Genomic DNA, 12,319 nt, shown 5'->3' with positions numbered 1-12,319 from the left:
TCCCTCTCGACGATTGGACGGACGTGACCGCGACAACCCGAACCCCCGGCTCTCTGCGCCGCTCGATCTCGAACACCCTGAAGGGCTCGGCGGGCAACCTCGTCGAGTGGTACGACGTCTACGTCTACTCGGTGTTCGCGACCTACTTCGAGTCGCAGTTCTTCGACGGCGACGAGCAGAACTCCGGCATCTACATCTGGGCGATCTTCGCCGTCACCTTCCTCATGCGGCCGGTCGGCTCGTGGTTCTTCGGCCGCGTCGCGGATCGGCGCGGCCGCCGGTTCGCGCTCTCGGTGTCGGTGACCGTCATGGCCGGATGCTCGCTGCTCATCGCCCTGACCCCGACGGCCGAGACCATCGACGTCGGCGCCGCGATCGTGCTCGTGTTCGCCCGTCTCGCCCAGGGCTTCGCGACCGGCGGCGAGTACGGCACGAGCGCGACCTACATGTCGGAGTCGGCCATCCAGGGGCGCCGCGGCTTCCTGTCGTCGTTCCAGTACGTCACGCTCGTCGGCGGCCACGTGCTCGCCCAGCTGACACTGCTCGTCATGGTGCTGCTGCTCTCGCCTGAGCAGATCTCCGCCTGGGGATGGCGCGTCGCCTTCGGCATCGGCGGCGTCGCGGCCGTGGTCGTGTTCTGGCTGCGGCGCACGATGGACGAGTCGCTCGCGACCAGCACGATCGACGCGGTGCGCTCGGGGCAGTCGCGCGAGTCCGGCTCGATGCGCGCCCTGCTGCGCATCCACTGGCGTGCTCTGCTGCTGTGCTTCCTCGTCACCATGGGCGGCACGGTCGCCTTCTACACGTACTCGGTCAACGGTCCCAACAGCATCAAGGCGGCGTTCAGCGGCGGCGACCCCGTCGTGAGCACGGTCATCAACCTGGTCGCGCTGATCATCCTGATGCTGCTGCAGCCGCTCGGCGGCTGGATCAGCGACCGGGTGGGCCGCAAGACGCTGCTGATCTTCTTCGGCGCGGGCGGCGTCGTCTACACCTGGCTCATCACGATGGTGCTGCCCGGCCAGACCTCGCCGGTCACGGCGTTCGCGATCCTGGTCGGCGGCTTCGTGATCCTCACCGGCTACACCTCGATCAACGCCGTCGTGAAGGCCGAGCTGTTCCCGACGCACGTGCGCGCACTCGGCGTGGGCTTCGGCTACGCCCTCGCCAACTCGGTGTTCGGCGGCACCGCGCCGCTGCTCAACACGGCCGCGACGGCGTCGGGTCAGGTGCCGGCGTTCACGATCTACGTCACCGTCGCGATCGCGATCTCGCTCGTGGTCTACGCGGTGTTCCTGCGCAACGACGGCCGCAACTGGCTCGACGACGAGGCCGGGATGCAGGACCGCGCGCGCGAGCGCGAGCAGGGCCGCGAGCGGGTGAGCGCGCAGTAGGCGCGGGCTCGGCACGGCCGATCAGGGCGCGCATCCGGTGACCCAGCACGGGATGCGCGCCCTCGTCTTTTAGGCTGGCCCGGTGAGCAACGACACGCCGCGGCCCTGGCTCGACTCCTACGCCGAGGGAGTCCCCCACGAGATCACGGCGAGCGACGACTCGCTGGTCGACCTCATCGCCGGGTCGGCGAAGGAGTTCCGCACCCGCACGGCGCTCGAGTTCTTCGGCGCCGAGACCAGCTACGGCGAGCTCGGCGACCGCATCGACCGCGCCGCCGAGGGCCTGCGCAAGCTGGGCGTGCGCAAGGGCGACCCGGTCGCGATCGTGCTGCCGAACTGCCCGCAGCACGTGATCGCGTTCTACGCGATCCTGCGGCTCGGCGCGATCGTCGTCGAGCACAACCCGCTCTACACGCCGCGCGAGCTGCGCCACCAGTTCGAAGACCACGAGGCGAAGGTCGTCATCGCCTGGGACAAGACGGTCGCGACGCTGCAGGAGTTCCCGGCCGACGTCGCCGCCGAGACGATCGTCTCGGTCGACATCACCCGCGCCATGCCCGCCGGGATGCGCGCCCTGCTGCGCCTGCCGATCCCGAAGGCCCGCCGCTCGCGCGCCGACCTGACCACGAAGGTGCGCGGCACGGTCACCTGGGAGCAGCTGGTCGACCACAAGCGCATCAAGAAGTCGGCACCGGCCCCGACCGCGGATGACGTGGCCGTCATCCAGTACACCTCCGGCACCACGGGCACTCCCAAGGGCGCCGTGCTGACCCACCTCAACCTCAACGCCAACGCGGCCCAGTCGCGCGCCTGGGTTCCGCAGATCGAGCGCGGAAACTGCGTCGTCTACGCCGTGCTGCCGCTCTTCCACGCCTACGGCCTCACGCTCTGCCTCACCTTCGCGATGAGCATGGGCGCGCGCCTCGTGCTGTTCCCCAAGTTCGACCCCGACCTGGTGCTGCCGGTCATCAAGAAGCACCCGCCGACGTTCCTGCCGGCCGTGCCGCCGATCTACGAGCGCCTCACCGCCGCGGCCGCCAAGAAGAAGGTCGGCCTGGGCGGCATCCAGATCGCGATCTCGGGCGCCATGCCGCTGTCGGAGAAGGTCGTCGCGCCGTGGGAGGAGGCCACCGGCGGCTACCTCGTCGAGGGCTACGGCCTCAGCGAGGCCTCGCCCGTCATCTCGGCCAACCCGGTCGCCGACAACCGCAAGGCCGGCACGATCGGACTGCCGCTGCCGAGCACCGAGGTGCGCGTCGTCGACCGCGAGGATCCGACGAAGGAGGTCGCGCCGGGCGAGGACGGCGAGCTGCTCGTGCGCGGACCCCAGATCTTCCAGGGCTACTACCGCAAGCCCGAGCAGACCGCCGAGGTGTTCCTCGACGGCTGGTTCCGCACCGGCGACATCGTGCGCATCGACGACGAGGGGTTCATCAAGGTCGTCGACCGCGCCAAGGAGCTCATCATCACCGGCGGCTTCAACGTCTCGCCCAGCGAGGTCGAGGATGCGCTGCGCGGCTTCCCGGGCGTCGCCGACGTGGCCGTGGTGGGCATCCCCGACGACCGCGACGGCGAGCACGTCGTCGCCGTCGTCGTGCCGAAGCCGGGCGAGACCGTCGACGGCGACACCCTGCGCGCGAAGGCGCGCGAGCAGCTGACGCCCTACAAGGTGCCGCGTCAGGTGTTCCTCTGGGAGGAGCTGCCCAAGTCGCTCATCGGCAAGGTGCTGCGCAAGAAGGTGCGCGACGCCCTCGTCGAGGGGCGCGCGGGCGGGAGCGCCTGAGCTCGATCCGGGTCGGCACGGCGCGGCCCGACTCGCGTCACACGGGGTCGCGGGGCGTCGCGGCGCGTCATCGTGTGACGTCACCCGGGGTCACGCGGCGTCATCCACCGACCCCGGATGTCACGGGTCGCCACCGCGCGTAACCGTCGCTTGGGCGCCTCCCCCGGTCGTGTCTACGGTCTCGTCACCGTGACACCTCCAGGGAAGGGAACACCGTGACCAACACCGCACCCACCGCCTCCGCCGGCGCGTCCGTCGGCAGCGGCACCGCCGCATCCACCGGGCCGGACTCGACCGCGAACGGCCTCGCCGCCGACGCGCTCACCGACCGCTGGCCGCGATCCGCGCGCCCGAGCGACGCGGCCGGCTGGATCGCCCGCGCCCGCGAGGTCGCCGACATCCTCGCCGCCGACGCCGTCGACCGCGACCGCGCCGGCGCGCCCCCGCGCAGCGAGGTCGCGCTGCTCAAGGCCTCGGGCCTCGTCACCCTGCTCGGCCCGACCGCCCACGGCGGCGCCGGGCAGAGCTGGGAGACGGCGTACCGCGTGATCCGCGAGGTCGCCCGCGGCGACGGCTCGATCGGCCAGCTGCTCGGCTACCACTACCTCTGGGCGTGGGCCGCGCGGCTGGTCGCCACCGAGGAGCAGATCGCCGCGGTCGAAGAGCTCGCCACGAGCTCGACCGCGTTCTACGGCGGCGCCGTCAACCCGCGCGACGCCGACCTGACCGTGCGCGATGAGGGCGACACCCTCGTCTTCAGCGGACGCAAGAGCTTCTCCACCGGCGGCGTGATCAGCGACCTGACCGTGCTCGAGGGCGTGATCGAGGGCTCCGACGCCGACGGCGGGCCGGGCATCCACGTCTTCGCGATCGTGCCGACGGCGCAGGAGGGCATCCGCTTCGCCCACGACTGGGACAACCTGGGTCAGCGCCTGACCGAGTCGGGGTCGGTCGAGATCCGGGATGTGCGGGTGCCGTGGGCGGCGGCCGCGGGCTTCGTCGACAAGACGTTCCAGCCGCTGATCTACAACACCCTCAACGTGCCGACGATCCAGCTCGTGTTCGCCAACTTCTACCTCGGCATCGCCCAGGGCACGCTCGAGCGGGCGACGGCCTACACGCGCGAGAACTCGCGCGCCTGGCCCTACGGCGGCGACGACAAGACCCGCGCGACCGAGGAGTGGTACATCCTCGAGGGCTACGGCGAGCTGCAGTCGAAGCTGTGGGCCGACGAGGCGTTGCTGGATGCGGTGGGCGCCGAGATCAGCGCCGTGCTGCACGCGCCGCGCGGCGAGCTCACCGAGCGCCGGCGCGGCGAGATCGCGGTGCGCATCGCGGCCGCGAAGGCGCGCATCGTCGACGACGGACTCGAGGCCGCGACCAAGGTGTTCGAGCTGACCGGGGCCCGCGCCTCGGCGAACACGGTCGGGCTCGACATCCACTGGCGCAACCTGCGCACGCACAGCCTGCACGACCCGGTGCCGTACAAGCGGCGCGAGGTCGGGCGGTTCGCGCTGCTCGGCGAGATCCCCGAGCCGACCTGGTACACCTGAGCGCCCGCCGCACTCGCCGGAGCAGGCGCTCGATCGCGCACGCGGGGGGGCCGGAGCGGTGCCGCTCCCGCCCGGCCTCTCGTGCCTCCGTGGGATGCGCGGAGTAGCGTGCGCCCCATGAGATTCGGCATCTTCATCCCGCAGGGCTGGCGTCACGACCTGGTCGACATCGAGCCCGCGCAGCACTGGGACACCATGAGCTCGCTCGCCACCCTGGCCGACGCCGGCCCGTGGGAGTCGCTCTGGGTCTTCGATCACTTCCACCCCGTTCCGAAGCCGACGACCGAGGCCGTGCACGAGGCGTGGACGCTGATGGCGGCGTTCGCGGCGACGACCAGCCGCATCCGGCTCGGCCAGATGTGCACGTGCATGAGCTACCGCAACCCGGCCTACCTGGCGAAGGTCGCCGCGACGGTCGACATCGTCTCGGGCGGGCGCACGGAGATGGGCATCGGCGCCGGCTGGTACGAGCACGAGTGGAAGGCCTACGGCTACGGCTTCCCGAGCGCCGGCGAGCGCCTGGCCCGACTGGATGAGGGCGTGCAGATCTTCAAGCAGGCCTGGGAGACCGGGTCGGCGACCCTGAACGGCAAGCACTACCAGGTGGATGGCGCGATGGTGCGTCCGCAGCCGCTGCAGACCGTCGTCGACGGGCAGCCGGGAATCCCGCTGTGGATCGCCGGCGGCGGCGAGAAGGTGACGCTGAGGATCGCGGCGAAGTACGCGCAGTACACGAACTTCGCCGGCGACCCGGAGACGTTCCAGCACAAGAGCGAGCTGCTGCGCGAGCACTGCGCCGCGGTCGGGACGGACTTCGACGCGATCGTGCGCAGCTCGAACTTCACGACCGTGATCGGCGCGACCGAGGCCGAGGTGAGCGAGCGCATCGACCGCATCGAGGCGCGCGTGAAGCCCTACCTCGGGGATGACGGCGCGGCCGGCTACGTCGCCGACCTGCGCAGCGGCGCACAGCTCGCCGGCACGCCCGAGCAGATCGTCGAGAGGCTGCGCGCGGCGTCGGAGCTGGGGCTCGGCTACGCGATCCACAACTTCCCCGAGTCGGCCTACGACCGCTCGGGCGTGGAGCTCTTCGAGCGCGAGGTGATCCCCGCGCTGAGCTGAGGCGGGGCGGGGCTGGCGCAGGGTCGCGCGGGCGGGAGTGTGGAGCCACACCCGCCCGCGCGAGTCAGGGGAGCCGCGCATCCGGTCGGCGCGAGCGCCGCACGATCTCGGTATCGCCGCGCCAGATCGTGCGGCGACGCCAGGATCGCCGCGCGATCCGGCCGAGGGATCAGGCCGCGCGGCGGCGCAGCACCAGGCGGATGCCGGCGAGCAGGGCCAGCAGGGCCAGCGCGGCGGCGAGCATCCAGCCCTCGCCCACGCCGGTCGCCGCGAGCGACGACTCCGCGCCCGACCCGGACGCCACCGATCCCGAGCCGCCGGAACCCGAGCCACCCGACCCGCCCGAGCCGCCGCCCGCATCCGCCGGCACGACGACCGTGGTCGCCGAGCCGAGCGTGCGGGTGGTGCCGTCGGCGCCCACGCCGGTCGCGACGACCGTGTGCCCGCCCGCGGCGAAGTCGGCCGGCACGGTCAGCGCCTGCGAGAACGCTCCCGCGCCGTCGGCGTAGACCGTCGCGAGGGTGGTCGGCGTCGAGTAGATGCCGAGCGTGACCGGAGCGCCGGGTGCGAAGCCCGAGCCGGCGACCGTGAAGCTCTGGCTGCGGCGCAGCTCGGCGGGCACGCCGTCGAGCGGACCGTCGAAGGTCGTCGGCAGGATCAGCGGCAGCGGGATGACCGCCGCGTCGTCGACCGTCAGCATCACGTCGGCCGTGATCGATCCGGCGGTGTTGCTCGCCTCGATCGTGATCGTGGCATCCTGCGCGGCGGTCGCGGCGCCGGAGAGCGTTCCCGTGCCGTCACCCTCGTCGACGAACGTCACACCGGCGGGCAGCGCGCCGACGACGGCGAGCGTCACGGGCAGCGGATAGGCGTGCGCCGTGGTGACGGTCGCGCTGAACGGCACGCCCGTGGTCGCGGTCACGCGCGCGGGTCCGGTGATCACCGGCGCCTCGCCCACGACGACGGTGATCGTCTGGCGCGTGACGTGTCCGGCCGCGGTGGTGGCGACGACATCCACGGTGCTCGCGCCGCCGGTGCCGGCCGAGGCCGTGCCGAAGATGCGCGCGGTTCCGTCGCCGTCGTCGACGAAGCCCAGCCCGTCGGGCAGATCGCCGTCGAGCTCGATCGTCGGCGGAGTCGGGTAGCCGCCCGCGGTCGTGATCGTGAAGCTGCCCGCGATGCCGGCCGTGAAGTCGGCCGTGCTCGGCGAGCCGATCTCGGTCGACTGGTTCACGGTGACGGTGAGCGTCTGCTCGCCGGTGCCGTGCTCGTTCGTCGCGGCGAGGTCGACCGTGAAGACGCCCGACGAGGTCGGTGCTCCGGTCAGGGTCGCGGTGCCGTCGCCGGCGTCGGCGAAGTTCATGCCGGGGACCCCGCCGCTCACCACGCTGATCGCGGGCACGGGCTCGCCGCTCGCGCGGATCTCGACGGTCTGGCTGCCGCCGTCGCCCGAGATCGTCGCGGTGGCGTCGCTCGTGATCGCCGGTCCGGCGCCGACCGCGAGCTCGGCGGCGGTGGTCGTTGCCGAGCCGTGGGTGTTCGTGAACACGGCACGGTAGGCCGTGCCGTCGTCCTCCGCCGTCGCGGTGAAGCTCAGCGTCGCGTCGGTCTCGCCGTCGAGGTCGCTCCAGCTGCCCCCGTCGCGCTTCTGCCACTGGATGCTCGGCTCGGGGTATCCGCTGCCCGCCGCCGTGAACGCGACCGACGAGCCGCCCGTGGTCGAGCGCGAGACCGGGTTCGTCGTCACGACCGGCGCCTCGCCGACCGTCAGAGTCAGGGTCTGCGTGGTCGTGAGCGATCCGGCCTTCGCCGTGATGACGAGGGTGTAGACGCCGCCGGCGACCGCGGCGGGCGTGCCGCTGATCGTCGCGCTGCCCGACCCCTGGTCGACGAAGGTGACGCCCGCGGGCAGCGCGCCGCTCTCGGTCAGCGTCGTCGGCGTCGGGTAGCCGCCCGTCGTGGTGACGGCGATCGAGGCCGCCGTGCCGACGCGCGCGGCGGCGCTGTCGGAGCTGGTGAAGCGCGGCGCCGCGTTCACGGTGAGCGTGAACGGCTGCGTGGCGCTCGGGTTGACGTCGTTCGACGCGGTGATCGTGAGCGGGTAGCTGCCGCCCGCCGAGGCGGCCGGGGTGCCCGCGATCGTGGCGGTGCCGTCGCCGTTGTCGGTGAACGTCACCCCGCTGGGCAGCGCGCCCGAGCGCGCGAGGCTCGGGGCCGGGCTCCCGCTCGTGGTGACGGTGAACGATTCCGCCGTGCCGGCCGTGAAGGTGGCCGTCGCGCCGCTCGTGATCGCGGGCGCCTGCCTCACGGTCACGACGAGCTGCTGCGTGGCCGAGCTGCTCGCGCCGTTGTCGGCCTTCAGCGACAGGGTCGAGGTGGATGCGGCGGTCGGCGTTCCGGCCAGGGTCGCCGTGCCGTCGCCGTTGTCGATGAACGTCAGCCCGGCGGGCAGCGTGCCGGCGGTGCGCGTGATCTCGGCGGCGGGGTAGCCCGACGTCGTGATCGTGAACGAGCCCGCGGTGCCGAACGTGAAGCCGACCGTGCTCGCGCTCGTGAAGGCAGGCGCCTGCGCGGCGATCACGTCGACGGTCACCTGCACCGCGTTGTAGGCCGCCGTGATGGTCGATCGGCCCGCGGTGCTGGGCGTCGTGAAGGTGGTGGACGCCTCGCCGAGGCTCATGGGCACGCTCGACGCCGACAGCTGACCGCCGGCGGTGCGCGAGAACGACACGGTCGACGAGAAGCGGGTCAGGCTCGCCGAGTCGACAGCGGCACCGGTCGAGTCGCGGCGGAAGGTCGCCGTGAGTCGCGAGGTGTCGCCGGGCGCGCCCACGGTCGCGGGGGCGGCGTCGAGGTTCAGCCGCAGCGAGGGCAGCACCGTCACGCCGGCGGTCACGGCCGACCCGCAGCCGGTCGAACCGGGGGCGGTCGCGCATCCCCACCAGTTGTAGGCCGCGTCGACGCTGGCGCCGTTCGTGGCCGACACGAGGAAGCCGCTCGTGTCGACGGTCTCGATGTCGTTCCAGCGCGCGGTCACCCGGGCACCCGCATCCGCCGAGATCTGACCGCCGGCCGAGACCGCGTTGCTCAGGGAGAGGATGCCCGTCAGCGTGTGAGTGCCGCCCGCGTAGGCGAGCGCGCTGCCGCGCACCGCACCGGTGCCGGTCGCGCTGATCGCGTTCCCGACGAAGTTCGTGCCGGCGATCGTGCTGCTCGGGGCGGAGCCCGACACCGAGAGGCCGCCGCCGTCGGCGGGGAAGGTGGTGGCGTCGGTCACCTGGTTGTTGGCGATGTCGCCGTTGGTGATCGTGAGCTTCTGCCCCGCGAGACCGGGCGCGGCCTCGTAGTAGACGCCGCCGCCGGATCCGGCCGCCGAGGAGTTGTTGAGGATCTTCGAGTCGGTCAAAGTGAGCGACCCTCCGACGAACTGGATGCCGCCGCCGCCCGAGTTCCAGCCACCGGAAGTGCTGGCGCGCACCGCGTTGTTCATGACGAAGACGGAGTCGAGCGTCAGCGAGTCGGCCGTCGAGGAGTAGCCGGACCCCGCGATGATGCCGGCGCCGCCGAACCCGCCCGAGCCCCCCATGCCGGGCTGTGCCCGGTCGTCCACGCCGCCGCGCACGGTCAGGCCGCGCAGCGTGACGTCGACGCCGCCGATCGTCTGCGGGTCGATGTTCATGACGCGGTGCTGACCGTCGCCGACGATTGCGGTGCCCGGGCCGCCGGGAAGCGCGGCCCCCGCGCCGACGACGGTGATCTTGGCGCCGGAGACGGCGCCGAAGGCGAGCTCACCGAACGAGGCGCTCAGCGTGTAGGTGTCGCGCGGCACGCTCACGGTCGTCGATCCGGCCTGGTTGCCGGCGACGCAGAGGGCGTTGCGCAGGGTCACCGGGGTCGCGACGGTCGTGACGTTGGGGTTCGTGCAGGCGCCGTTCGTGTCGGCGTCGACGTTCGTGGTCACCGTGATCGTGCCGGCCGCGAACGCGGCGCCGGCCGGCACGGCGGCGAGGCCGGCCCCGGCGAGCAGCACCGCGAGACTCGCGGCCACGAGGCGGATGCGACGGGCGGCCGTGCGCACCGGGGCGGTGTCGGCGACCGGGGTCGGGATGGTGCTCGTCATCGGCCGCGCGGCCCTCTCGTCACGGGCGCGGTCGGAGCTTCGGGGCGGGCCGCGACGGCAGAGCCGTCACGGCACGTGACACGCGCGCACCGGAAGATATCGCGGCGGATGCGCTGACGGCGACGGTCTGGCGGTGCCCAGTTCGGGGGGTCGCCGAGGGGGTCCGTCGGGCGGCACCGCGCCCCTATGCTGAGCGCGCGGATCGCGCACGCGGCCCTGCCGCCGACCCCATCTCACCCGGAGCATCCATGCAGCTGACCCGTCGCACCGCCGTCGCCGGCGCGGGTGCCGCCGCCGTCGCCGCGATCGGCGCGGTCGCCGGGACGACCGCGGCCAGCGCCGCCGCCGGACCGCACGCCGCGAGCGCGAGCACCGCCGCGGCCTCGGCCGCCGTCCGCCCCGCCGCGACCGCCGCATCCACCACCGACTTCGCCGAGCTGCGCGCCGCCGTGCGCAGCGACTTCACGCCGCTCGTGGGCCGGCCCATCAGCGCCTTCGGCCCCGACGAGGCGGTCAGCTCGCTCGTGCTCGACGAGGTCGTGGATGTCGCCGGCGCGCCCGCCGGAGACGAGAACCGGTTCGCCCTGCACTTCCGCGCCGGCGACGACTTCGTCGAGGGCATCTGGGAGCTCGGCCACGACGGCGCCCCGCTCAGCGGCTTCCTGCTCACCCCGATCGGCCCCGCCGGCGACCGCCGCGCGCAGGCCGTCGTGAACCGGATCTGAGGAGGAGCGGATGAGCGCAGAGCCCTACATCGGCGACGTGATGATGTTCGCCGGCAGCTTCGCCCCCCTCGGCTACCTCGAGTGCAACGGCCAGCTGGTCTCCATCATCGAGAACCAGACGCTCTTCACGCTGATCGGCACCACCTACGGCGGGGACGGCGTGAACACCTTCGCCGTGCCCGACCTGCGCGGACGCATCCCCGTGCATCAGGGCACCGGACCCGGGCTCTCGACCTACGCGATCGGTCAGACCACCGGCGTCGAGTCGGTCACGCTGCTGGCATCCCAGATGCCGTCGCACAACCACCCCGTCACGGCCACCGAGGGCGCCCCGAGCTCGGCGACCCCGGCGGGGCGCCGCTGGGTCAGCCGCGCCGAGACCCCGTTCTCGAGCACCGCGCCGACCGTGCCGATGGCGCCGCAGGCCGTGCAGCCCGCCGGCGGCAGCCAGCCCCACGACAACATGACCCCCTACCTCGGCATCCGCTTCTGCATCGCCACGCAGGGCCTCTTCCCCGCACAGGGCTAGGAGACAGCGATGAACCCCTTCCTCGGCGAGATCCGCTTCGGCGCCTACGCCTTCGCCCCCAAGAACTGGGCTTTCTGCAACGGCCAGCTGCTGTCGATCGCGCAGAACCAGGCCCTGTTCTCGCTGCTCGGCACCCAGTATGGCGGCAACGGCATCCAGAACTTCGCCCTGCCCGACCTGCGCGGGCGCATCCCGAACCACCAGGGGACCAGCCTCACGGGCAGCCACTACGGCGTCGGCCAGACCGCCGGCACCGAATCGGTCACGCTGCTCGCGTCGCAGCTGCCGGCCCACACCCACGCGGCGCTCGCCAGCACCGCGAACGGAACCGCGACCTCGCCGCAGAACGCGCTCTGGGCCGCGCCGCCCAAGATCGCCTACGCGAGCGACGGCACCGCCGCCGTGATGCACGGGGCGTCGATCGACAACACCGGCGGCAACCAGCCGCACGAGAACCGCCCGCCGACGCTCACGCTGAACGCCATCATCAGCCTGACCGGCATCTTCCCGAGCCGGAGCTAGGAGCCCGACATGGACGAGCCCTTCGTCGGCGAGATCATCGCTGTCGGCTTCAACTTCGCCCCGCGCGGCTGGGCGCTCTGCAACGGCCAGCTCATGCCGATCGCGCAGAACACCGCTCTCTTCTCGCTGCTCGGAACGACCTACGGCGGCGACGGCAGGACCACCTTCGCCCTGCCGAACCTGCAGGGCGTGTCGCCGATCGGCGTGGGGCAGGGGCCCGGGCTGACCTATCGCGGGCAGGGCGAGCAGAGCGGCAGCGAGAGCGTGACCCTGATCGCCAGCGAGATGCCGGCGCACAGCCACACCGCCCGCGGCGTCGCGGCGGCGGGTGACCAGTCGAGCGCGGCGGGCGCAGGCTGGGCCGAGGCCCGGTCGGGTCGTGCGATCGAGCGCGGCTACGCGGCGCCGAGCGCGGGCGCGACCGTCACGATGTCGCCGACGGCGATCGGGATCGCCGGGGGCAGCCAGCCGCACAGCAACCTGGCGCCCTACCTGACGCTGAACTTCATCATCGCGCTGCAGGGCGTGTTCCCCCAGCGCCCCTGACCCGGCCGGGCTCCCGGGCAGATCG

9 protein-coding genes are annotated in these 12,319 nt (G+C 72.7%); 8 read left to right on the top strand and 1 reads right to left on the bottom strand.

Annotated features, from left to right (window positions below):
* Window positions 1-23: 23 nt before the first annotated feature.
* The 4 genes from FJ658_RS02765 to FJ658_RS02750 all read left to right on the top strand — a co-directional run bounded on the left by FJ658_RS02765 (window position 24) and on the right by FJ658_RS02750 (window position 5,852).
* Entirely contained in the window at window positions 24-1,394 is a 1,371-nt protein-coding gene (locus FJ658_RS02765; RefSeq protein WP_255447517.1) for an MFS transporter, read from the top strand.
* Window positions 1,395-1,476: 82 nt separating this feature from the next.
* Complete coding sequence (locus FJ658_RS02760) at window positions 1,477-3,177, top strand: long-chain-fatty-acid--CoA ligase (protein ID WP_141143848.1); 1,701 nt, start codon at window positions 1,477-1,479, stop codon at window positions 3,175-3,177.
* A 215-nt stretch (window positions 3,178-3,392) separates the two neighbouring features.
* The gene (locus FJ658_RS02755) at window positions 3,393-4,730 is read left to right on the top strand and encodes an acyl-CoA dehydrogenase family protein (RefSeq protein WP_141143847.1); all 1,338 of its coding nucleotides are present in this window, start codon (window positions 3,393-3,395) and stop codon (window positions 4,728-4,730) included.
* A 117-nt stretch (window positions 4,731-4,847) separates the two neighbouring features.
* The gene (locus tag FJ658_RS02750; protein ID WP_141143846.1) at window positions 4,848-5,852 is read left to right on the top strand and encodes an LLM class F420-dependent oxidoreductase; all 1,005 of its coding nucleotides are present in this window, start codon (window positions 4,848-4,850) and stop codon (window positions 5,850-5,852) included.
* 169 nt (window positions 5,853-6,021) lie between these two features.
* Here FJ658_RS02750 and FJ658_RS02745 read toward each other — a convergent pair whose 3' ends face one another.
* The gene (locus tag FJ658_RS02745) at window positions 6,022-9,972 is read right to left on the bottom strand and encodes a putative Ig domain-containing protein (protein ID WP_141143845.1); all 3,951 of its coding nucleotides are present in this window, start codon (window positions 9,970-9,972) and stop codon (window positions 6,022-6,024) included.
* 248 nt (window positions 9,973-10,220) lie between these two features.
* On the opposite strand from FJ658_RS02745, the gene FJ658_RS02740 reads away from it, so the two are divergent.
* Genes FJ658_RS02740 through FJ658_RS02725 form a run of 4 tightly spaced genes read left to right on the top strand, consistent with a single transcriptional unit; the run spans window position 10,221 to window position 12,294 of the window.
* Complete coding sequence (locus tag FJ658_RS02740; RefSeq protein ID WP_141143844.1) at window positions 10,221-10,697, top strand: hypothetical protein; 477 nt, start codon at window positions 10,221-10,223, stop codon at window positions 10,695-10,697.
* Between the two features lie 10 nt (window positions 10,698-10,707).
* Window positions 10,708-11,226, top strand: a complete 519-nt coding sequence (locus tag FJ658_RS02735) for a phage tail protein (RefSeq protein ID WP_141143843.1) — start codon at window positions 10,708-10,710, stop codon at window positions 11,224-11,226.
* Window positions 11,227-11,235: 9 nt separating this feature from the next.
* On the top strand, window positions 11,236-11,748 hold the full coding sequence (locus FJ658_RS02730) for a phage tail protein (protein ID WP_141143842.1): 513 nt from the start codon (window positions 11,236-11,238) through the stop codon (window positions 11,746-11,748).
* Between the two features lie 9 nt (window positions 11,749-11,757).
* Window positions 11,758-12,294 (top strand): phage tail protein, encoded by a 537-nt coding sequence (locus FJ658_RS02725; protein WP_141143841.1) that lies wholly within the window; start codon window positions 11,758-11,760, stop codon window positions 12,292-12,294.
* Window positions 12,295-12,319 lie beyond the last annotated feature (25 nt).

It is taken from the genome of Schumannella sp. 10F1B-5-1, from assembly GCF_006517535.1.
Taxonomy (GTDB): Bacteria; Actinomycetota; Actinomycetes; order Actinomycetales; family Microbacteriaceae; genus Schumannella.
This window is presented reverse-complemented; position numbering and strand designations above follow the sequence as displayed.

Excerpts from the sequence above, each read along its gene's own strand:
- FJ658_RS02750 (WP_141143846.1), top strand. The coding sequence starts at position 4,848 with ATGAGATTCGGCATCTTCATCCCGCAGGGCTGGCGTCACGACCTGGTC.
- FJ658_RS02745 (WP_141143845.1), bottom strand. The coding sequence starts at position 9,972 with ATGACGAGCACCATCCCGACCCCGGTCGCCGACACCGCCCCGGTGCGC.
- FJ658_RS02740 (WP_141143844.1), top strand. The coding sequence starts at position 10,221 with ATGCAGCTGACCCGTCGCACCGCCGTCGCCGGCGCGGGTGCCGCCGCC.
- FJ658_RS02735 (WP_141143843.1), top strand. The coding sequence starts at position 10,708 with ATGAGCGCAGAGCCCTACATCGGCGACGTGATGATGTTCGCCGGCAGC.
- FJ658_RS02730 (WP_141143842.1), top strand. The coding sequence starts at position 11,236 with ATGAACCCCTTCCTCGGCGAGATCCGCTTCGGCGCCTACGCCTTCGCC.
- FJ658_RS02725 (WP_141143841.1), top strand. The coding sequence starts at position 11,758 with ATGGACGAGCCCTTCGTCGGCGAGATCATCGCTGTCGGCTTCAACTTC.